At 64.2% G+C, this 21,744-nt stretch carries 18 protein-coding genes; 8 read left to right on the forward strand and 10 right to left on the reverse strand.

Annotated elements, in window-relative coordinates:
* Positions 1 to 4: 4 nt before the first annotated feature.
* Genes ABOA88_RS11480 through pcaC form a run of 3 tightly spaced genes read left to right on the forward strand, consistent with a single transcriptional unit; the run spans position 5 to position 2,563 of the window.
* The gene (locus tag ABOA88_RS11480) at positions 5 to 1,357 is read left to right on the forward strand and encodes a 3-carboxy-cis,cis-muconate cycloisomerase (protein ID WP_196170906.1); all 1,353 of its coding nucleotides are present in this window, start codon (positions 5 to 7) and stop codon (positions 1,355 to 1,357) included.
* A gap of 11 nt (positions 1,358 to 1,368) precedes the next feature.
* Positions 1,369 to 2,160, forward strand: coding sequence for a 3-oxoadipate enol-lactonase (pcaD, locus tag ABOA88_RS11485; protein ID WP_196170907.1), 792 nt, complete (start codon positions 1,369 to 1,371; stop codon positions 2,158 to 2,160).
* 10 nt (positions 2,161 to 2,170) lie between these two features.
* A complete protein-coding gene (gene pcaC, locus ABOA88_RS11490; RefSeq protein ID WP_043206417.1) occupies positions 2,171 to 2,563 on the forward strand; it encodes a 4-carboxymuconolactone decarboxylase in 393 nt (130 codons plus the stop codon).
* Positions 2,564 to 2,606: 43 nt separating this feature from the next.
* Here pcaC and ABOA88_RS11495 read toward each other — a convergent pair whose 3' ends face one another.
* The 6 genes from ABOA88_RS11495 to ttgA form a co-directional block, all read right to left on the reverse strand.
* Positions 2,607 to 3,131 (reverse strand): Mpo1 family 2-hydroxy fatty acid dioxygenase, encoded by a 525-nt coding sequence (locus ABOA88_RS11495; RefSeq protein WP_196170908.1) that lies wholly within the window; start codon positions 3,129 to 3,131, stop codon positions 2,607 to 2,609.
* A 152-nt stretch (positions 3,132 to 3,283) separates the two neighbouring features.
* The gene (locus tag ABOA88_RS11500) at positions 3,284 to 4,213 is read right to left on the reverse strand and encodes a LysR family transcriptional regulator (RefSeq protein ID WP_367851549.1); all 930 of its coding nucleotides are present in this window, start codon (positions 4,211 to 4,213) and stop codon (positions 3,284 to 3,286) included.
* 189 nt (positions 4,214 to 4,402) lie between these two features.
* A complete protein-coding gene (locus ABOA88_RS11505; RefSeq protein WP_196170910.1) occupies positions 4,403 to 5,656 on the reverse strand; it encodes an OprD family porin in 1,254 nt (417 codons plus the stop codon).
* Positions 5,657 to 5,917: 261 nt separating this feature from the next.
* Complete coding sequence (locus ABOA88_RS11510; protein WP_367851548.1) at positions 5,918 to 7,372, reverse strand: AdeC/AdeK/OprM family multidrug efflux complex outer membrane factor; 1,455 nt, start codon at positions 7,370 to 7,372, stop codon at positions 5,918 to 5,920.
* Positions 7,369 to 10,521 (reverse strand): multidrug efflux RND transporter permease subunit TtgB, encoded by a 3,153-nt coding sequence (gene ttgB / locus ABOA88_RS11515; protein ID WP_196170912.1) that lies wholly within the window; start codon positions 10,519 to 10,521, stop codon positions 7,369 to 7,371. The genes ABOA88_RS11510 and ttgB overlap by 4 nt, the downstream gene beginning before the upstream one ends.
* 3 nt (positions 10,522 to 10,524) lie before the next feature.
* Positions 10,525 to 11,679, reverse strand: coding sequence for a toluene efflux RND transporter periplasmic adaptor subunit TtgA (gene ttgA / locus ABOA88_RS11520; protein WP_196170913.1), 1,155 nt, complete (start codon positions 11,677 to 11,679; stop codon positions 10,525 to 10,527).
* Positions 11,680 to 11,933: 254 nt separating this feature from the next.
* On the opposite strand from ttgA, the gene ABOA88_RS11525 reads away from it, so the two are divergent.
* Complete coding sequence (locus ABOA88_RS11525) at positions 11,934 to 12,566, forward strand: TetR family transcriptional regulator (protein ID WP_196170914.1); 633 nt, start codon at positions 11,934 to 11,936, stop codon at positions 12,564 to 12,566.
* A gap of 92 nt (positions 12,567 to 12,658) precedes the next feature.
* On the opposite strand, the gene ABOA88_RS11530 is transcribed toward ABOA88_RS11525, so the two are convergent.
* Positions 12,659 to 14,110 (reverse strand): MDR family MFS transporter, encoded by a 1,452-nt coding sequence (locus ABOA88_RS11530; protein WP_367851547.1) that lies wholly within the window; start codon positions 14,108 to 14,110, stop codon positions 12,659 to 12,661.
* A gap of 384 nt (positions 14,111 to 14,494) precedes the next feature.
* Here ABOA88_RS11530 and ABOA88_RS11535 point away from each other — a divergent pair, with 384 nt between their 5' ends.
* Positions 14,495 to 15,364 (forward strand): isocitrate lyase/PEP mutase family protein, encoded by an 870-nt coding sequence (locus tag ABOA88_RS11535; RefSeq protein WP_043206426.1) that lies wholly within the window; start codon positions 14,495 to 14,497, stop codon positions 15,362 to 15,364.
* 32 nt (positions 15,365 to 15,396) lie between these two features.
* Here the strand turns inward: ABOA88_RS11535 and ABOA88_RS11540 are convergent, their stop codons facing one another.
* Positions 15,397 to 16,302: a LysR family transcriptional regulator gene (locus tag ABOA88_RS11540; protein WP_367851546.1), complete on the reverse strand. Its 906-nt coding sequence runs from the start codon at positions 16,300 to 16,302 to the stop codon at positions 15,397 to 15,399.
* Positions 16,303 to 16,404: 102 nt separating this feature from the next.
* Between ABOA88_RS11540 and ABOA88_RS11545 the strand changes: the two genes are divergently transcribed.
* Both ABOA88_RS11545 and ABOA88_RS11550 read left to right on the forward strand, forming a co-directional pair.
* A complete protein-coding gene (locus tag ABOA88_RS11545) occupies positions 16,405 to 17,280 on the forward strand; it encodes an MBL fold metallo-hydrolase (protein ID WP_367851545.1) in 876 nt (291 codons plus the stop codon).
* A gap of 27 nt (positions 17,281 to 17,307) precedes the next feature.
* Positions 17,308 to 17,922, forward strand: coding sequence for an NAD(P)-dependent oxidoreductase (locus tag ABOA88_RS11550; protein WP_367851544.1), 615 nt, complete (start codon positions 17,308 to 17,310; stop codon positions 17,920 to 17,922).
* Here the strand turns inward: ABOA88_RS11550 and ABOA88_RS11555 are convergent.
* On the reverse strand, positions 17,893 to 18,801 hold the full coding sequence (locus tag ABOA88_RS11555) for a LysR substrate-binding domain-containing protein (protein ID WP_367851543.1): 909 nt from the start codon (positions 18,799 to 18,801) through the stop codon (positions 17,893 to 17,895). The two genes, ABOA88_RS11550 and ABOA88_RS11555, sit on opposite strands and share 30 nt — an antisense overlap.
* A 113-nt stretch (positions 18,802 to 18,914) precedes the next feature.
* Here ABOA88_RS11555 and ABOA88_RS11560 point away from each other — a divergent pair, with 113 nt between their 5' ends.
* A complete protein-coding gene (locus ABOA88_RS11560; RefSeq protein ID WP_367851542.1) occupies positions 18,915 to 20,552 on the forward strand; it encodes a 5-guanidino-2-oxopentanoate decarboxylase in 1,638 nt (545 codons plus the stop codon).
* 185 nt (positions 20,553 to 20,737) lie between these two features.
* Here ABOA88_RS11560 and ABOA88_RS11565 read toward each other — a convergent pair whose 3' ends face one another.
* Positions 20,738 to 21,655, reverse strand: a complete 918-nt coding sequence (locus ABOA88_RS11565) for an AraC family transcriptional regulator (protein ID WP_196170921.1) — start codon at positions 21,653 to 21,655, stop codon at positions 20,738 to 20,740.
* Positions 21,656 to 21,744: the final 89 nt, after the last annotated feature.

A 21,744-nucleotide genomic window follows, 5' to 3' on the forward strand; every position in this document is an offset into this window, starting at 1 on the left:
TTGCATGACCCACCAGCTCTTCGACGTTTACTTCACAGCGCCCGCCATGCGCGAGATCTTCTGCGATCGCGGTCGCCTGCAGGGCATGCTCGATTTCGAGGCTGCCCTGGCGCGCGCCGAAGCGGCCGTCGGGCTGGTGCCGCACAGCGCCGTGGCGGCCATCGAGACCGCCTGCCATGCCGAGCGCTATGACACCCGCGCCCTAGCTGAGGCCATCGCCACGGCGGGCAACTCGGCGATCCCCTTGGTGAAGGCCTTGGGCAAAGTGATCGCCAGCGGCGTACCGGAGGCCGAGCGTTACGTTCACCTGGGCGCGACCAGCCAGGACGCCATGGACACCGGTCTGGTACTGCAATTGCGCGATGCCCTGGCGCTGATCGAGGCCGATCTTGCCAAGCTGGCCGAGACTTTGGCGCGCCAGGCCCTGCTGCATGCCGATACCCCCTTGGTGGGGCGCACCTGGCTGCAACATGCCACCCCCGTCACCCTGGGCATGAAGCTGGCCGGCGTGCTGGGAGCGTTGACCCGCCATCGCCAGCGCCTTGCAGAACTGCGCCCACGGCTGCTGTGCCTGCAGTTCGGCGGCGCTTCCGGCAGTCTTGCGGCCTTGGGCAGCAAGGCTCTGCCGGTCGCTGAAGGACTCGCTGCGGAACTGGGCCTGAGCCTGCCCGAGCAACCCTGGCACACCCAGCGCGATAGGCTGGTGGAGTTCGCGTCGGTACTGGGGCTGGTGGCCGGCACGTTGGGCAAATTCGGGCGTGATGTCAGCCTGCTGATGCAGACCGAGGCGGGGGAGGTGTTCGAGCCCTCCGCGCCGGGCAAGGGCGGCTCCTCGACCATGCCGCACAAACGCAACCCGGTCGGCGCCGCTGTGCTCATCGGCGCCGCCACGCGGGTGCCTGGCTTGGTATCGACGATGTTCGCCGCCATGCCTCAGGAGCACGAGCGCAGCCTGGGCCTGTGGCACGCCGAATGGGAGACCCTGCCGGAAATCTGCTGCCTGGTGTCCGGCGCCCTGCGCCAGGCCCAGGTGATCGCCGACGGCATGGAGGTCGATGCCGCGCGCATGCGCCGCAATCTGGACCTGACCCAAGGCCTTGTGCTGGCCGAGGCGGTGAGCATCGTCCTGGCCCAGCGCCTGGGGCGTGATCGCGCCCACCATCTGCTGGAGCACTGCTGCCAACGTGCAGTGGTCGAACAACGCCATCTGCGTGCGGTGCTGGGCGAGGACGCGCAGGTCAGCGCCGAGCTGAGCGCCGAAGAACTCGACCGTCTGCTCGACCCTGCTCATTACCTGGGTCAGGCCCGCGTCTGGGTGGCGCGGGCCGTGGCCGAACATCAACGTTTCACTGCCTGAAGGAGACCGCTGTGGCGCAACTGCAATTGGCCGATGGCGTATTGAACTATCAACTCGACGGCCCAGAGCACGCCCCGGTGCTGGTGTTGTCCAACTCGCTGGGTACCGACCTGCACATGTGGGACACCCAGATTCCAGCGTGGGCCGAGCATTTTCGCGTGTTGCGCTACGACACCCGTGGTCATGGCGGCTCGCAGGTCACCGAAGGCCCCTACCGCATCGAACAGCTGGGCCGCGATGTGCTGGCGCTGCTCGATGCGCTGGATATCCCGCGGGCCCACTTCGTCGGCCTGTCCATGGGCGGCCTGATCGGCCAGTGGCTGGGCATCAATGCCGGCCACCGCCTGCTCAGCCTGACCCTGTGCAACACCGCGGCCAAGATCGCCAACGATGAGGTGTGGAACACCCGTATCGACACGGTGCTCAAGGGCGGTCAGCAGGCGATGGTCGATTTGCGCGACGCCTCCATTGCCCGCTGGTTCACCCCAGGTTTTGCCCAGGCCCAACCCGAACAGGCCCAACGTATCTGCCAGATGCTCGCGCAGACTTCCCCCCAGGGGTATGCGGCCAATTGCGCTGCGGTGCGTGATGCGGATTTTCGTGAGCAACTGGTCGGCGTTAAGGTAGCGACCCTGATCGTCGCGGGTACTGAGGATGTGGTGACCACCCCGGAACACGGTCGCTTCATGCAGGCGCAGATCCCGGGGGCGGCCTATGTGGAGTTTGCCGCGGCGCACCTGTCCAATGTCGAGATCGGCGCGCCGTTCACCCGCCGGGTGCTCGATTTTCTGCTGGCCTGCTGAGGAATTGGCAATGGATGAGAAACAACGCTACGAGGCAGGCATGCAGGTACGCCGCGCCGTGCTTGGCGATGCCCATGTGGACCGCAGCCTGGAAAAACTCAACGACTTCAATGGCGAGTTCCAGGAGATGATCACTCGGCATGCCTGGGGCGATATCTGGACGCGCCCGGGTTTGCCCCGGCATACCCGCAGCCTGATCACCATCGCCATGCTGATCGGCATGAACCGCAACGAGGAGCTCAAGCTGCACCTGCGCGCGGCCGCCAATAACGGCGTGACGCGAGAGCAGATCAAGGAAGTGATCATGCAGAGTGCAATCTACTGCGGGATCCCGGCGGCCAATGCCACCTTCCACCTGGCCGAGTCGGTGTGGGATGAGTTGGGGGTCGAGTCGCGGCAGTGAATCCTGACAGGGCCGCTTTGCGGCCCCTCGCAGGCGTGTGACGTCAGGCTGCGGCTTTCTTCTGGCGCACCGCCACAGGACCTGCCTTGGCCTCCACCGCGCGCTTGAGCGCCGGACACAGCCCCAGCATGAACGCCAGCTCCGCCACCACGAACAGCGGCCCGATGATCAGCCCGCTGATATCGTCCACGAACGCCGGCTTGCGGCCTTCGTAATAGTGGCCGACGAACTGGATGATCCAGCCCACCACGAAGGCGCCGAGCCCGGCGCTCAGCCACAGCCCGGTGGCCTGTACCGCGAGCGCCTGGCCAATCCACAGGCACACGCCCAGCAACGCGCCCATCACCAGCCCGAAGCGTACATCCAGGCGCAGGTAGAACCACACCGAGGCGGCGGCGACCAGCAGCGCCGGGGAAAACCACACACCCAGCATTGAGCCGCCGGGGCGTGACAGCAGGATGGTCACCGCCAGCACGATCAGCGGAATCCCGACGAAATGGGTGGCGATATTGCGTGGGTCACGGTGGTAGCTGGCGTACTGGCTCAGGTGGTCGACGAGGGCTTTCACTGTTGTTCCTCCCTGGGGGCCTGATTGGCTGATGCCTGTCCCGGCGTATTCGCAGGTTCGTCCGCGAAAGGGCTCATGCTGAGCATAGCGCCCGGTCATCAGCGCTGGAACCAGATGCAGGTGATGGTGCGCCATCACCGCAGCGAATGGCGCTACCCCAGGCTGCGGGCGCAAGGCTGTGCGGGCGTGTCGAGCCGCACCAGGGTCTCGATCATGGCCCGTGCCGCAGGCGACAGCCGGTAGCCACTGCGGCTGATTACCCCACATCGCACGCTCAGCACCTCCAGCCCTGGCGGCAGGTTGCGCCAGTGCAGCCGAACCAGGCGCCCGGCTGCCAGGTCCTCGGCGATCGCCTCTTCGCTGGCGTTGCCGATGGCGTCGCTGGCCAGCACGACACTGCGCAGCACGGCCAAGTGCTCGGTTTGCAGGTGAGGCGTGAAGTCGCTGCGCCCGCTCAAGTTGGCCAGCCGTTTGCGCACACCGGAAACGAGCAGGGCGCTGGCCAGTGGATAGGCGAACAGGTCGTTGGTCGACAGGCTGTCCTTGGCCAGCAAGGGGTGCCCGGGGCGGCAGAAGAACAGGCCAGGGCGTGGCGTCAGCGGTTCGGTATGAAAGTACGGATCGGCCTCGAAGGGGCGGATGTCATCGACGAAGAATTCGATTTGCTCACGGCGTAGTGCCTGGCCCAGTTGCTCTGCGTTGTTCACTTGCAAGCGGGTGAGGATCCCAGGGTGGGCCTCGATGAAGTGGCGTAGAGCCTCGGGCACCAAGCGTGCAGCCAGGGCCGGCCCGCTGCCGAAATGCAGCTCGCCGGCGTCGAGCTTGGTCATCTGGAGCACATCGTTGCTCAGTTGCGCGGCGCCCTGGACGAGTCGCCTGGCATGTTGCAGTACCACCTGCCCTTCAGGGGTGGGCTGCAGCGCCTTGCTGGCGCGGTCGACAAGCGGGCAACCCAAGGTCTGCTCCAGGCCTTGGATGGCGCGGCTGAAGGCCGGCTGGGTAATGCCCATGGCTTCGGCGGCGCGAACGAAACTGCGGTATTCGGTCAGGGCAATGAAGTAGCGCAGTTGGCGAAGGTCCATGTTCGGGCTCTGGTGCGGGGATCAGGGCTCGGTTTTAGCGGGTTGTTACATATAGCGTCAAAGAATGTTATTTGATTTGATTATTCTTTTTGGCTATTTAATGGCGATCGAACGATGCGCGGGTAAACCCGCTCCCACAAAGTTGGCGGTGCTCTTTGTTGGAGCGGGTTTACCTGCGACGTGGCCTGGCTAGAGCAGGTTCAGGGGATAGCTGATGATCAGTCGGTTCTCGTCGAACGCGTTGGTGCTGAAGTCCCGGCGCATGGTGGAGTTGCGCCACTTCAGCGACAGGTCCTTGAAGGTACCGGCCTGGATCACATAGGCAAGCTCGGTTTCCCGTGCCCATTCCTTGCCGTCGGTGACGCCGCCGGCCTGCACGTTGTCGCCTTTGATGTAGCGGTTCATCAGGGTCAAGCCGGGCACGCCGAGAGCGACGAAGTTGAAGTCGTGACGCACCTGCCAGGAGCGTTCCTTGGCGTTGTCGAAGCTTGAGTTGTAGCTGTCGTTGGCCAGGGTGCCGCCGCTGGTCCCGTTGACCCGCATCCAGGCGTCGTCACCGCTCACCTTCTGCAGGCCCACGTAGAACGTATGACCCTGGTAGCGTGCCGAGAGCATGGCCGAGGCGGTGCGGTTGTCCAGTTTGCCGGCGCGCTCGGCACCGTCCTCGCTGCCGACGAAATAACCGAGGTTGGCGCCCAGGGTCCAGTCGCCCAGAGGCTGGCTGTGCACCAGGTTGACGTACTGCTGGCGATAGATGTCCTTGAGCTGGGCATTCCACAGGCCAACCATCGTGTGCTTGTCGTTGAAGGTGTATTCGCCGCCGGCGAAGTTGAAACGATCGGAGGTGAAGGCAGCGCGACCATTGAGCGACATGTCTTCCATGCTGGCGTCGTTGCGCGGGCTGTTGCCACGGAACTGGCCAGCATACAGGGTCAGTCCGGCGATCTCCTGGGAGGTGAGCTGGCCGCCGCGGAAGGTCTGCGGCAGTGAGCGGCCATCGTCCGAGCGCAGGATCGGCAGGACGGGCATCCATTCACCGACCTTCAGTTCGGTCTGCGATGCCTTCGCTTTGAGCGCGATGCCAAGGCGGCCGAAATCATCGGCGGGGCGGCCGTCGTCGTGCACGGGCAGCAGGTGAGTGCCGGCTGTGCCTTTGCCGCCATCGAGCTTGATCGAATACAGCCCAAGCACGTCCAAGCCGAAACCGACGGTGCCCTGGGTGAAGCCGGAGCGGGCATCGAGGATGAAGCTCTGGGTCCATTCCTCGGCTTTGCCTTGGCGATTGGCCGGGTCGACGAAGTTGCGGTTGATGTAGAAATTGCGCAGGTTGAGGGTGGCCTTGGCACCTTCCACGAAACCGCTTTCAGCGGCCAGGGAGGGCAGGGCGCAGGACAGGGCCAACAGGCCGGGCAGCAGTTGGCGTGCGGGTTGCAAAGTGCTCATCGGTTGCGGATCTCTTGTTTTTATTCGGGCGAGCCGGTGCGCTGCGGGTGCGGGCCGCAGGGTGGGGCGTCTTTTGTGAGAGCGTGTGCAACGTTGCGTGGGCGATGGTGCGGTGGAAGGTGAGGGCGAGGCAATTCGCCCAATGCGGAACGGGGCGATTATCGAACGGAATGTTCTTGATGGTTAATTCAGGTCGCCGGGGTGGGCTGCCCCACAAAAAAGCCCACCGCTAGGGTGGGCTTGATGCTGCTAGCGGGTCGATCAGCCTTTCGGTGTTTCCACCGAAGCCTGCTGGTTGGCCTGCCCGGTCTGCTCATACCAGCCGCCACCGAGGGCCTTGTACAGGTTGACTTCGCTGACCAGCTGCGAGAGCCGGTCGTTGATCAGCGACTGCTGCGAGCTGAACAGGTTGCGCTGGGCATCGAGGAAGGTCAGGTTGCTGTCGATCCCGATGCGATAGCGGCGCTCGGCCAGGCGGTAGTAGTCCTGGTTGGCGGCCACCAGGTCGCGCTGGGCCTGCAGCTGTTCCTCGAAGGTCTTGCGTGCGGCCAGGCCATCGGAGACTTCCTGGAAGGCGGTCTGGATGGTTTTTTCGTACTTGGCGACGTTGATGTCCTTCTGGATCTTCGAGTAGTCCAGGCTCGCTTTCAGGCTGCCGGCGTTGAAGATCGGCAGGTTGATCTGCGGCTGGAACAGCCAGGTACCCGACCCGCCTTTGAACAGCCCGCCCATGTCCGGGCTCAGGGTACCGGCGTTGGCGGTCAGGCTGATGCTCGGGAAGAACGCGGCGCGGGCCGCGCCGATATTGGCGTTGGCGGCTTTGAGCAGGTGCTCGGCTTCCTGGATGTCCGGACGACGTTGCAGCAGATCCGATGGCAGGCCGGCCGGGACTTCGGCCAACTGATCGGCGTCGAGCTGAAGCGGTGCCGGCAGGTCGGCCGGCACGCCGGTGCCCAGCAGCACGGTCAGGCTGTTCAGGTCCTGGGCGACCAGGCGCTGGTACTGCGCCAGCTTGACCCGCGCGCCTTCAACGGCGGTGCGGGCCTGGCTCACATCGAGCGCTGACGCCACACCCACCTCATTGCTGCGGCGGGTGAGGTTGTAGCTTTCGACGTAGGTCTTGAGGGTCTCTTCGGTCAGCTTGAGCTGTGCCTGGTCGGCCTGCCAGGTGTAGTAGGCATTGGCCACGCTGGCGACCAGGCTGATCTGCGTGGAGCGGCGGGCCTGCTCGCTGGAGAGGTAGGTCTCCAGGGCCTGTTCGGTCAGGCTGCGCACACGGCCGAACAGGTCCAGCTCATAGGCGCTGACACCCAGGGTAGCCGAGTACTGGCTGGTGATGCCCGCTTCGCCGGTCTGCGACATATTCGCCGGTACCCGCTGGCGGCTGCCGCTGCCATTGGCCGATACCGCCGGGTACAGGTCGGCCCGCTGGATGCGGTACTGGGCCCGGTAGGCATCGATGTTCAGGGCGGCGACGCGCAGGTCACGGTTGTTGACCAGCGCAGTCTGGATCAGCTGCTGCAGCGCAGGATCATGGAAGAACTGACGCCAGCCCTGCTCGGCGGCGGCCACCTCGGCCGACTGGGTCGGCGAGTACGCAGGGCCTTGCGGCCACTGCGCAGCCACCGGCGCTTCCGGGGTCTGGTAGTCAGGGATCAGCGAGCAGCCGCCGAGGATGAAAGCGGTTACCGCCAGGGATAACAAAGACTTGGTCATTGCCCAGCCTCATAACGAGTAGTTTCAGGGGTGGCGTCGGATTCAGGCTTCTTGCTGCCGAACAGCGACGACACTGCTACGAAGAACAGCGGTACCCAGAAGATGGCCAGCACGGTCGCACTGATCATACCGCCGATCACCCCGGTGCCGATGGCGTGCTGGCTGCCCGAGCCTGCGCCGCTGGCGATGGTCAACGGTACCACGCCGAGGATGAACGCCAGCGAGGTCATGATGATTGGGCGCAGACGCATGCGGCAGGCCTCGATGGCCGCGTCATACAGGCTGCGGCCCTGCTCGTGCAGTTCCTTGGCGAATTCGACGATCAGGATCGCGTTCTTCGCTGCCAGGCCGATGGTGGTCAACAGGCCGACCAGGAAGTACACGTCGTTGGACAACCCGCGCAGACTGGCGGCGATCAGCGCACCGATGATACCCAGCGGTACGACCAGCACGACGGCGATCGGAATCGACCAGCTCTCGTACAGCGCTGCCAGGCACAGGAACACGAACAGGACCGAGAGGGCGAACAGCGCCGGCATCTGCGAGCCGGAGAGTTTTTCCTCGTAGGACATGCCGGTCCAGGAGTAGCCGATGCCCGCCGGCAGTTCGCCCGCGATGCGCTCGACCTCGGCCATGGCCTCACCGGTACTGTAGCCCGGCGCCGGGGCACCGAGGATTTCGACCGCTTCCACACCGTTGTAGCGCGAGAGCTTCGGCGAGCCGTAGCTCCATTCACCTTTGGCGAAGGAGGAGAACGGCACCATCTCACCCGCGCCATTGCGCACGTACCACTTCTGCAGGTCTTCCGGGCTCATCCGGGCGCTTGGTTCGCCCTGGATGTACACCTTCTTGACCCGACCGCGGTCGATGAAGTCGTTGACGTAGTTGCCGCCCAGGGCAATCGACAGGGTGGCGTTGATGTCGGCGATGGTCACGCCCAGGGCGCTGGCCCGTTCGTCATCGATGGTCAGTTGGTACTGTGGCTCGTCGTTCAGGCCGTTCGGACGGACTGCGCTGAGCACCTTGCTCTGGGCGGCCTTGGCCAGGAACTGGTTGCGTGCTTCCATCAGTTTCGCGTGGCCGACACCGGCGCGGTCCTGGAGGAACACGTCGAAGCCGGTGGCGTTACCCAGTTCGAGTACCGCAGGTGGCGCGAAGGCGAACACCATGGCGTCACGGAAGCTGAAGAAGTGCTGCTGGGCGCGGGCAGCGAGGTTGAACACGCTGTTTTCCGCCGAGCGCTCGTCCCATGGCTTGAGCATGATGAAGGCCATGCCCGAGCTCTGGCCACGGCCAGCGAAGTTGAAGCCGTTCACGGTGAAGACCGAGGAGACGGTGTCAGCTTCGTCCTTGAGCAGGTACTCGCGCATCTGATCGACCACCACCTGGGTGCGTTGGGCACTGGAACCGGCCGGGGTCTGGACCTGGGCGAACAGCACGCCTTGGTCTTCCTCAGGCAGGAACGCGGTGGGAATGCGCATGAACAGCCAGACCATGCCGACCACGATCAGGGCGTAGGCCAGCAGGAACGGGAACTTGTTGCGCAGGATGCCGCCGACACTGCGCTCATAGCCTTGCACGCTGCGGTCGAAGTTGCGGTTGAACCAGCCGAAGAAGCCGCGCTTGGCCACATGGTGCTCGCCCTTTTTCAGGGGTTTGAGCATGGTGGCGCACAGGGCCGGGGTGAAGATCAGCGCCACCAGCACCGACAGGCCCATGGCCGAAACGATGGTGATGGAGAACTGACGGTAGATCACACCGGTGGAGCCGCCGAAGAAGGCCATCGGCAGCAGCACCGCCGACAGCACCAGGGCGATACCCACCAGTGCACCCTGGATCTGCTCCATGGAGCGCTTGGTCGCCTCCTTGGGTGGCAAGCCCTCTTCGGACATGACCCGCTCGACGTTCTCCACCACGACGATGGCATCGTCCACCAGCAAGCCGATGGCCAGGACCATGGCGAACATGGTCAGGGTGTTGATGCTGAAGCCCGCGGCGGCAAGGATACCGAAGGTACCCAGCAACACCACCGGTACGGTCATGGTGGTGATGATGGTGGCGCGGAAGTTCTGCAGGAACAGGTACATCACCAGGAACACCAGGACGACCGCCTCGATCAGCGTGTGGATCACACCGCTGATGGATTCGGTGACGACCGGGGTGGTGTCGTACGGGAACACGGCCTTCACGCCCGGTGGGAAGAACGGCTCCAGGTCGTTGATGGTCTTGCGCAGCGCCTTGGCAGTATCCAGGGCGTTGGCGCCGGTGGCCAGCTTGATCGCCAGGCCCGAGGCCGGGAAACCGTTGTATTGGGCGCTGATGGCGTAGTTCTCACCGCCCAGGCCGACCTTGGCGACGTCGCTCAGGCGCACCTGGGAGCCGTCGCTGTTGACCTTGAGCAGGATCTTCTCGAACTGCTCGGCGGTCTGCAGGCGGGTCTTGCCGATGATGGTGGCGTTGAGCTGGGTACCGGGCATGGCCGGCAGGCCGCCGAGCTGGCCGGAGGATACCTGCACGTTCTGCGCGCTGACCGCGTTGCGCACGTCGACCGGGGTCAGCTGGAACTTGTTCAGCTTGGCCGGATCGAGCCAGATACGCATGGCGTACTGGGCACCGAACACCTGGAAGTCACCCACGCCGGCAGTCCGCGAGATCGGGTCCTGCATGTTGGAGACGATGTAGTTGGACAGGTCGTCCTTGGTCATGCTGCCGTCTTCGGACACCAGGCCGATCACCAGCAGGAAGTTCTTCACTGCCTTGGTGACGCGGATACCTTGCTGCTGCACTTCCTGCGGCAGCAGCGGGGTAGCCAGGTTCAGCTTGTTCTGCACCTGGACCTGCGCGGTGTCAGGGTTGGTGCCCTGCTCGAAGGTGGCGGTGATGGTCATGCTGCCGTCGGAGTTGCTCTCCGAGGAGACATAACGCAGGTTGTCGATACCGTTGAGCTGCTGTTCGATGACCTGTACCACGGTGTCCTGCACCGTTTGCGCCGAGGCGCCCGGGTAGGTCACGGCGATCGCGATGGCCGGCGGTGCGATGCTCGGATACTGGTTGATCGGCAGCTTCAGGATGGAGAGCGCGCCGACCAGCATGATGACCAAGGCGATCACCCAGGCGAAGATCGGGCGATCGATAAAGAACTTCGACATGGTTTACTCCGCTTTGGCGTCTACTTTCGCAGTGCTGGCCTGGTCTGGGCTGCCTGGCTTCTTGACGTTGGTGGCTTCGCTGACCTTGACCTCGACACCAGGGCGCACGAACTGCAGCCCTTCGGTGATGAGGCGGTCGCCTGGGTTCAGGCCTTCCTCGATCAGCCAGTCGCTGCCCAGGGTACGACTGGCCTTGAGCTGGCGCAGTTCGACCTTGTTTTCCTGGTTGACCACCAGCGCGGTGGGGGTACCCTTCAGGTCACGGGTCACGCCCTGTTGCGGTGCCAGGATGGCGTTGGCATTGACCCCGGCCTTCAGGCGGGCGTGAACGAACATGCCCGGCAGCAGGGTGTGGTCAGGGTTGGGGAAGATGGCGCGCAGGGTCACGGAACCGGTGGTTTCGTCGACCGCGACTTCGGAGAACTCCAGGCGACCTTGCTGTTTGAACAGGCTGCCATCCTCAAGCACCAGCTGGACGGAGGCGGCGTTCTCCCCGGCCTTCTGCAACTGGCCGCTTTCCAGGTCACGGCGCAGCTTGAGCAGCTCGGCGGTGGACTGGGTGACATCGACGTAGATCGGATCGAGCTGCTGGATGGTGGCCATCGCGTTGGCTTGGCCATTGCTCACCAGTGCGCCTTCGGTGACGGACGAGCGACCGACACGACCGCTGATCGGTGCCAGGACCTTGGTGTAGCGCAGGTCGATCTGGGCGCTTTTGAGCGAAGCCTCGGCCTGCAATCGTTTGGCATTGGCGTCGTCGTATTCCTGCTTGGAGACAGCCTGCTCGTCGATCAATTGCTTGTAGCGCTCGGCCAGCGAACGGGTAGCTTGCAGGTTGGCCTGGGCATTGGCCAGGTTGGCTTCGTAGACGGCCGGGTCGATTTGATACAGCTGCTGACCTTCCTTGACGTCACTGCCTTCCTTGAACAGGCGCTTGAGAATGATGCCGTTGACCTGTGGGCGGACCTCGGCGACGCGGAAGGCGGTGGTCCGCCCCGGCAGCTCGGACGTCAGGGTATAGGCCTGAGGCTGGAGAGTGACAACGCCGACCAGAGGAGCCTGCGCCGCAGGCGCTGCTTCTTCTTTCTTACAGCCACTTAGCAGGGTTGCCAGGGCGACGGCGGAAACCAGGGCGGTGACGGCTGGCTTGAATTGCATAGGATCCTCGGGTCGCTAGAGCAGGGAGACGCTCAAGAATAATTGAAGTGTTTTCAGAAAAGGTGCTATCCGGTGGATAAATAGCTTACTAACGAATATACTTACATTCATGCTTGTTTGTAAATACCGCAGTCAGCCTCGAGCGGGCGCTGTGGATCCGTCGAATACTCCCCGGAGGCGCCCTGAAAGAGGCGACCCCGGCTTGAACCCCGCGCGCCGGTCGAGCCTGCGGGTCGTGATGAGGTTGAGCTGCCATGGTCCGTCGAACCAAAGAGGAAGCCCAGGAAACCCGCGCCCAGATCATCGAGGCGGCGGAAAAGGCCTTCTACAAGCGCGGGGTTGCGCGAACCACCCTGGCCGACATCGCTGAACTGGCGGGTGTGACCCGTGGGGCGATCTATTGGCATTTCAACAACAAGGCCGAGCTGGTCCAGGCGCTGCTGGACAGCCTGCATGAAACCCATGACCACCTGGCTCGTGCCAGCGAGAGCGAGGATGAACTCGACCCGCTTGGCTGCATCCGCACCCTGTTGCTGCAGGTGCTCAATGACCTGGTGCTCGATGCCAGGACCCGGCGTATCAATGAAATCCTGCACCACAAATGTGAATTCACCGACGACATGTGCGAGATCCGCCAGCAACGCCAAGGCGCCGTGCTGGACTGCCACGAAGGCATCGCCCTGGCCATGGCCAATGCCGTGCGCCGTGGGCAGTTGCCCGAGGATCTGGATGTGCAACGTGCCGCTGTTGCATTGTTCGCCTATGTCGATGGCCTGATCGGGCGCTGGCTGTTGCTGCCGGACAGCTTCGACCTGCTGCGCGATGTCGAGCATTGGGTCGACACAGGGTTGGATATGCTGCGCTTGAGCCCTTCCTTGCGCAAATGACACTTTGTGAATGATTGTGATGAAGTGTTTCCCCCATTCATTAAGGGGGAGTTAATGCTCATGCGCATGCCGGTGCAATGCGGCGGATGACATCAGCGTCCTCGTAGTTGCCGGTCTGGCATGACCAGTGCGGCGGCCAGGCCTAGGAGCGACAAGGCGGCACTGGTCATCAGCAGGTGACGGAAGGTTTGCAACAGGTTCGCCTGGGTCAGTGGGTCCGGTTCGCCGGCCTGCAGGCTACCCAGCAGCGGATTGCCCAATGCCTCGAAGCCGCCCTGGTGCAGCAGCGCCAGCAGCAGGCTGGACATGCAGGCCACCCCCATGGCGCCGCCCAAGGCGCGGAACAGGTTGGTGGTGCTGGTGGCGACGCCGATGTCCTTGAGCTCCACCGCACTCTGGGTTCCCACCAAGGACGTAGGGAACTGCAAGCCGCAGGCAATCCCTGTCAACAGCATGAACACCGCGCCGAGCAGCGCCGATTGTGGTGGTGTGAGGGCCATGCCGAGGATGGCCAGCGGCATCAGTAAGAAACCGATAAGGATTTGCGGGCGATAGCGACCTGTGCGGCTGGTCAGGCGCCCACCCGTGAAGGCGCCCAGGGGCAGGCCCATCGCCAGCGGCAACAGGTACAGCGCGGCGCTGTCGGCGCCTGCGCCGGTGATGCTCTGGTAGCGCAGAGGCATCAGCATGGTCAGCGAGATCGATTGGAAGCTGGCAAAGAAGATCGCGCACCAGCACAGCACTGCAGTGCGGTTGCCGAACAACTTGAGCGGCAACAGCGGCTCTGGGCAGCGCCGTTCATGGCCGATGAACAACACAAGGCCCAGCAGGGCACCGCCCAGCAGTGCCAGCACCGGCGGCGATAGCCAGGCGTTGCCCTGACCGACCAAGGTGATACCCAGCAGCAGGCTGCCCAGGCCCAGGATCAGCAGCAGCGCACCGAGGTAATCCACCTGGGCCTCTCGGCGCTGTACCGGCATGCCGGCCAGGGCGCGGCGGATCGCCCACAGGGCGAACAGGCCCAGGGGCAGGTTGATCCAGAACACCCAGCGCCAGGACAGGTACTCGGTCAGCCAGCCGCCGAGCACCGGTCCGGCGACGCTGGCCAGGGCGTACATGCTGCTGAAATAGCCCTGATAGCGGCCGCGCTCGCGAGGCGGCACGAAGTCGCCAATGATCGCCTGGCTCACCGAAACCATGCCCCCCGCGCCAATCCCTTGGATCACCCGTGCCAGTACCAGTTGCTGCATGTCCTGGGCCAGGGCGCAGGCCACCGAAGCCAGCGTGAACAGGGCCGTGCCGGTGAGGATCATGCGCCGCCGGCCATACAGGTCGCCGAGCTTGCCGTAAATCGGCACGGCGATGGTCATGGCTACCATGTAACCGGAGATGACCCAGGCCAGCAGACCGACATCGTTGAACTGTGCGGAAATCGCCGGCATGGACACGGCGACGATGGTCTGGTCCAGCGCGCCGAGAAAAATCGCCAGCATCAGGGCGGTGAGGACTGTGCGCAGGACAGTAGGGGGCAGGGCGGCAGTCACGGAAATACCTTGTCGTGGTCGCTGTCTGGGGAGGTTGGCCGCGCCTTAGCCACGCGCGGAGCAAGGCCGCATTGTAGCTGAGTTACGTAGCTACCTATGTACTATGCGCATCCCCTATGCAAGATCGGCATTGGCGCATCCATCCAGTAGCGCATGGCCGCGTGATATCGTGATCCGACCGCAACGGCTGAAATCCGGGCTTTGCACCAGCATGGTGCAGCCATTTGCGTGCGGATTTCATGCTGCTGTATCCCACACCTTCTATTCCTCTGCCTGCATGTCGAGCATGACCGCCCTGATGGCGACGGTTGGAACAGGTCAGGTAGACCCGATTCAAGGGTCGGTAGTCAGCCCGTTCAAATTTCCTGTTATTGCGGAGTGATCATGCCCAAGGCTTCCCACCACGATCTGCGTTTTGCCTTCCGCGAACTGCTTGCGTCCGGTTCGTGCTATCACACCGCATCGGTGTTCGACCCCATGTCGGCCCGCATCGCCGCTGACCTAGGTTTCGAGGTCGGTATCCTTGGTGGTTCGGTGGCCTCGTTGCAGGTGCTGGCTGCGCCGGACTTTGCCCTGATCACCCTGAGCGAGTTCGTCGAGCAGGCCACCCGCATTGGCCGTGTCGCACAGTTGCCGGTGATCGCCGACGCCGACCACGGCTATGGTAATGCGCTCAACGTCATGCGCACGGTGATCGAGCTGGAGCGCGCCGGTGTCGCCGCGCTGACCATTGAGGACACCCTGCTGCCGGCCCAGTTCGGTCGCAAGTCCACCGACCTGATTTCAGTGGAGGAGGGCGTCGGCAAGATCCGTGCGGCCATCGAGGCGCGGGTTGACTCGGCGCTGTCGATCATCGCCCGGACCAACGCCGGCGTGCTGTCGACCGAGCAAATCATCCATCGCACCCAGAGCTACCAGAAGGCCGGTGCCGACGGTATCTGCATGGTAGGCGTCAAGGATTTCGATCAACTGGAGCAGATCGCCGAGCACTTGACGGTGCCCCTGATGCTGGTCAGCTACGGCAACCCGAACCTGCGTGACGATGCGCGTCTGGCGAGCCTGGGGGTGCGAATCGTGGTCGATGGCCATGCCGCCTACTTCGCCGCCATCAAAGCCACCTATGACTGTCTGCGCCTTCAGCGCGGGCAGCAGAACAAATCCGACAACCTCAACGCGACCGAGCTCTCCCATACCTATACCCAACCTGAGGATTACATCCGTTGGGCCAAGGAGTACATGAGCGTCGAAGAGTGATCGGCGACTGACTCGGCGCAGCCGCCTGCAGGTCAGAGGTCTTCATCCCACTGCGGCTCATCGGTGAACCGCTGCGCGAGAAAATCCAGCATGCTGCGCAGGGTTGCCGGCATGTGCTTGCGCGAGGTGTACACCGCATTCAGGCTCAACTCGCGCGGGCGCGCCTCGGGCAGCAGCCGAACCAGTTCTCCACTGCGTAGCGCTCCTGCCGCCTGGTAGGTCGGCAGCATGGCGATGCCGGCACCGGCCAGCGCGGCCTTCTGCAAGGTCATGGCCTCGTTAGCGCTGATGTTGCCTTGCACCGGCACGGCCACGTGTCGGCCCCCGACCTCGAACTGCCACAGGCTATGCCCGAAGTAGGCGTGGGTCAGGCAATTGTGCTGGCTCAGTTCCTCGACCTGCTGCGGCATGCCATGTTCGGCCAGGTACTTCGGCGCGGCGCATACCACCGAGCGACACACTGTCAGGCGCCGGGCGATCAGGTTCGGGTCCAGGTCGTTGCTGGTGCGGATCGCCAGGTCGATGCGTTCGTCCACCAGGTTGACCGTGCGATCGAGCATCTGCAGTTCGACCTTCACTCCCGGGTAACGCCGCACGTAGTCGGCCACCGCATCCACCAACTGGGCCTGGCCAAACGAGGTGCTGACGCTGATGCGCAGCTCGCCGCGTGGCGCGTCGTCCGGCTGGCGTACAGCGGCCTGCAGATCACCGGCCAGCTCCAGCAACTGGCGACAGCGCGGCAGGGTTTGCTGGCCAGCGGCGGTGAGGCTGAGCTTGCGTGTGGTGCGCTGCATCAGACGCGTGCCGACCCAGTCTTCCAGTTCCGCCAGATAGCGCGACACCACAGGCCGCGAGAGTTGCAGATGGTCTGCCGCGGCTGACTGACTGCCCAGGTCGACCACGGTGACGAAGACGCGCATGGCGTTTAGACGGTCCATATTTGTCCGGTTTCAGAAACAAACTATCTCTGAGCATCGCATTTTTTGTGATGGATCGGGCAACTATGCTGTTGCTCATTCTCCCTTTCACAGGAATGTCCGATGTCGCTCATCTCCACCCTGCGCGGTCTGGTACTGGCCAGCCTCGCCCTGGCTGGCCAGGCACTGGCCGCCGAGCCCCTTCACCTTGAGGTGTACAACCCAGGCCATGATGCGATCTTCCCGGTCAGCTCGGTGATCGTCAGTGGCAAGCACGATGCCATCCTGGTGGACGCCCAGTTCGGCAAGGCCCAGGCCGAGCAACTGGTCCAGCGCCTCAAGGCTGGTGGCAAGCGATTGACCACCATCTATGTCAGCCATGGCGATCCGGACTATTACTTTGGGCTGGACACCCTGACGCGTGCGTTTCCCCAGGCTCGAGTGGTCGCCTCGGCCGCCACTGTGGAGCATATCCGCAAGACCATGGACGCCAAGCTGGACTACTGGGGCCCGCAAATGGGCAGCGACAGGCCCGCGAAACTGGTCGTGCCGCAGGTGCTGGTGGGGGATCGCCTGGCGCTGGAAGGGCAGACGCTGGAAGTCGTCGGTCTCGATGGGCCACAGCCAGACCGTAGTTTCGTGTGGATTCCCTCGATCAAGGCTGTGGTCGGTGGCGTGGTCGTGGCCGAGCACATTCATGTCTGGATGGCCGACACCCAGACCGCCCAGTCCCATGCCGATTGGCTCGCCACCCTCGAGCGCATCGAGCGGCTCGCTCCGCGCACGGTGATCCCTGGCCACTACCTCGGGCAGAGCAGCCGCTCGCTGGACGCAGTACGTTTCACCGCCGGTTACATCCGCGCCTTCGACGCCGAAGCCGCCAAGGCCGCCAATGCCGATGCGCTGATCAAGGCGATGGAACAGCGGTATCCAAAGCTGGGCGACGCCAGTTCGCTGGAGCTCAGCGCCAAGGTCGCCAAGGGCGAAATGCAGTGGTAATTCTTTTCAACTGATGGAGTGTTTCCCATGAGCAAGATCGCAATCATCGGTGCCACCGGTCGTGCCGGCAGCCAGTTGCTGGAAGAGGCCCTGCGCCGCGGCCATCAGGTTGTGGCCATCGCCCGTGCCCCGTCGAAGCTGGAGGGGCGTGAAGGCGTTACCACCAAGGCGCTGGACGCCAAGGACAGTGCAGCCCTGCAGGCCGCCGTTACCGGGACGGACGCCGTGCTGAGCGCGGCGCATTTCGCGACGATCGAGCCCCAGGCGATCATCGAACCGGTCAAACGTGCGGGCGTGGCCCGCTTGCTGGTGGTGGGCGGTGCCGGCAGCCTGCTGCTGCCCTCCGGGCAACGGGTCATCGACAGCCCGGACTTCCCCGAAGCCTACAAGGCCGAAGCCAGTGCCGGCGTGCGCTTTCTCGACGCACTGCGCCAGACATCGGGCCTGGATTGGACCTTCCTCTCGCCCTCGGCGGAGTTCGTCGAAGGTGCACGCAGCGGGCACTACCGCTTGGGCAAGGATCAGTTGCTGGTCGGTGCCGATGGCCGGAGCTGGATCACCTTCGCCGACTACGCTATCGCAATGATCGACGAACTGGAGACACCGGCCCATTCACGGGCGCGTTTCACGGTGGGGTACTGAGTCGTCTGGTCTGGCCTGTGCCTGGAGCCAGTCCAGCAATTCGACCAACCCCGGCGGCAGGCTCCGGGCAGGGCTGACCAGGTAATAGCCTTTGCCCGTGAGCACCTTCAGCCCGAACGGCATGCATAGCCTGCCACTGCGCAGGTCATCACCGACCAATGCCCAATCGCCGATCGCGACTCCCGTGCCCTGGGACGCCATGGCCATCGCCATGTCCAGCGTCTCGAAATGCTGGCGCGGCCCATTGAGTTCGACATGGGCACCTGCCGCCTGCAGCCACAGGCGCCAGTCGTGCTCGTCCCGTGACGGATGCAGCAGCATGTGACGGGATAGGTCTTCGAGCTGCGCCAGCGGCAACTGCCCCTCGAGCAGCGAGGGCGCACACACCGGCGTCAGTTGCTCATCGAACAGCTTGCGTACTTGCAGTCCCCCGTTGGGCAGTGCGCCGTACACCACGGCGGCGTCGAAGCCCTCGCGACGGAAATCCACGCCATGCTGCACCGTGGTGGTCAGCTCCACCGGCACGTCCGGACGCAGTGCCTGCCATTCCATCAGCCGCGGCAGCAACCAGCGCATGACGCAGGTGGGCGCTTTGAGCTGCAGCGTGGCACTGTGGCGGCCGACCTCGCGCACACCCTGTTCGATCAGGGCAAAAATCTGCTGCACCCGCGGCAGCCAGTCCTGGCCTTCACGGGTCAGGCTCAGGCCACGCGCCTGGCGCTGGAACAGCGCATAGCCCAGGTGCTCTTCAAGCCCGGCGATCTGCCGGCTGACCGCGCCTTGAGTGATGTGTAACTGCTGGGCTGCCCGGGTGAAGTTGCAGTGCTGGGCAGTGATCAGGAAGGTGTGCAGGGCGGGGAGGGGCGGGAGGCGTTTCATCGACGTGAGCCATGATCCTGAGACATGGCTAGTATGTGTTTTTTTGCATTGTGGCGATAGCCGCGCCTTGGTTCCATAAACACAGATTTTCAACAAGAACCAGGGTGAATCCGATGGCAACCTGCGGCGAAGTATTGGTCAATCTCCTCGAAGGCTATGGCGTGGACCATGTCTTCGGGATTCCGGGCGTGCATACCGTGGAGCTCTATCGTGGCCTCGCGGGTTCCTCCATCCGTCACATCACCCCTCGTCATGAACAGGGCGCAGGGTTCATGGCCGACGGCTATGCCCGTACCCGCGGCAAGCCCGGGGTCTGCTTCATCATCACCGGCCCGGGCATGACCAACATCACTACAGCCATGGGCCAGGCCTACGCCGACTCGATCCCGATGCTGGTGATTTCCAGCGTGCAGTCCCGGGACCAGCTCGGCGGTGGTCGCGGCAAGCTGCATGAACTGCCCAACCAGGGCGCGTTGGTTGCCGGCGTGGCGGCGTTTTCCCACACCCTGATGAGCGCTGACGACCTGCCGCAGGTGCTGGCGCGCGCCTTCGCGGTGTTCGAGGGCGCACGTCCTCGGCCTGTGCATATCGAGATCCCCCTGGATGTGCTGGTCGAGCCCGCCGACCACCTGTTGCCGGCGCGGCCTGTACGCACCGCTCGTGCGGGGGCAGCGCCCCGGACTGTGGCGCTGATGGCCGAGCGCCTGGCCAAGGCCCAGCGTCCGCTGATCCTGGCCGGTGGCGGTGCGCTGGCGGCAGGCCCTGCACTGGCGGCGCTTGCCGAGCACCTGCAGGCACCGGTGGCCCTGACCATCAACGCCAAGGGCCTGTTGCCGGCCAGCCATCCATTGCAGATCGGCTCGACCCAATCGCTGGTCGCGACGCGCGCGTTGGTGGCGGAGGCCGATGTGGTGCTGGCCATCGGCACTGAGCTGGCTGAAACCGACTATGACGTGACGTTCAAGGGCGGCTTCGAAATCCCGGGCAGCTTGCTGCGCATCGACATCGATCCTGACCAGACCGTGCGTAACTACCTGCCGGAGCTGGCGCTCGTCGCTGACGCCGAACAAGCCGCCGAGGCGCTGCTGGCTGCCTTGCAAGCGCTGCCTCGACCGGCGCTGGACGCAACCTGGGGCAGTGCCCGCGCCGCGCGCCTGCGCAAGGACCTGGCCAGCACCTGGGACCAGCCGACCCTGAGTCAGACCCGTCTACTCACCGGCATTCTCGAGGCCCTGCCTACGGCAATCCTGGTGGGCGACTCGACCCAACCGGTGTACACCGGCAACCTCACGCTGGACATGTCCCAACCACGGCGCTGGTTCAACGCCTCGACCGGCTACGGCACCCTGGGCTACGCCTTGCCGGCCGCCATGGGCGCCTGGCTCGGCAGCGCCGAAGACGCAGCGGACCGTTCGCCCGCGGTTTGCCTGATCGGCGATGGCGGCCTGCAGTTCACCCTGCCGGAGCTCGCCAGCGCGGTGGAGGCCCAGGTGCCGTTGATCGTACTGCTGTGGAATAACCAGGGGTACGAGGAAATCAAGAAGTACATGGTCAACCGGGCCATTGAGCCGGTGGGTGTGGATATCCATACCCCGGACTTCATCGGTGTGGCCCAGGCGCTGGGCGCGGCGGCATGCAATGTGGGCGATGTGACGCAGTTGCAGGCGGCGTTGCAGGAGGCAGTCGAGCGCAAGGGACCGACCTTGATCCAGGTCGATCAGGCGCAGTGGCAAGCGGCAGTGGTGGGCTGAAGGCTTAAAAACCGCGCGCACCCTGTAGGAGCGGCATCTTGTGCCGCGAAAGGGGCGCGCAGCGGCCCCAGGATAATGGGCCGGGCGCGGTGGCATTGGGGCTGCGTTGCAGTCCATCGCAGGCGTCGCCAGCTCCTAAATGGATTGCGTTGTACCTGTAGGAGCGGCCTTCCTTGTGCCAGAGGTCAGTTGGCGTTGGCGCGCAGCCGCGCCACGTCCCGAATTGGCGGTGCCCCATACAGGCGGCTGTATTCACGGCTGAACTGCGAGGGGCTTTCATAACCCACCCGATACCCCGCCACGGCGGCTTCCAGTCCGTCATTGAGCATCAGCCGACGGGCTTCCTGCAGGCGCAGCTGTTTCTGGTACTGCAAAGGGCTCATCGAGGTCACGGCCTTGAACCTGTGGTGCAAGGTCGAGGTGCTGAGGTTCACTTCCCGCGCCAGGTCTTCGATGCGCAGCGGCTGCTGATAGTGGCGGTTGAGCCAAGTGATGGCTTGGCAGACGCGGTGGGTCTGGCTGTTGGCCAGGGCGATTTCATACAGGCGATGGCCCTGCGGGCCGCGCAGCAACCGGTAGAGAATCTCGCGGCGAATCAGTGGGGCCAACACCGGGATGTCCCTTGGAGAATCGAGCAACCGGAGCAGGCGCAGCAAGGCGTCGAGCAACTGCGGATCGGTCCTTTCCACATACAGGCCCCGCCCGGACGGCAGGTTGGGCACCATCATCGGGCTGCTTTCGGCGATCAACTGGCTGATCTGCGCCGGATCGATGTCCATGCGAAAGCCCAGGCTCGGGTTCTCGGGGCTGGCTTCGAGCAGCGCACCGCTGATCGGCAATGTCACCGACACCACCATGTAATGCAGTGGATCATAGGCGTAGCGCTCATCGCCCAGGAACAAGGTCTTGCTGCCCTGGGCCAGGACGCACAAGGCCGGCTGCGCCAGGGCCGGCATCGAGCGCACGCTTTCGCGGTAGCGGACCAGGTACAGGTCATCGATGGCCGATGCCGGACCATAAGGCTCGCCAGCATGGCGGCTAATCAGGTCGGCCAGCTCCTGGCGCTGGGCCTCGAGGGTGGGTTCCAAGGGTGTTGCGGGCATGGCGGTTTCCTCTGCTGACCGACGCAGCATAGGTTTGGGCAATGACAGGCGCTAGTCGAAAGCTGCCGCTCGATTGCCTGATCCTGCCG

The organism is Pseudomonas sp. PKS (assembly GCF_051913525.1).
GTDB classification, from domain to species: domain Bacteria; phylum Pseudomonadota; class Gammaproteobacteria; order Pseudomonadales; family Pseudomonadaceae; genus Aquipseudomonas; species Aquipseudomonas guariconensis_D.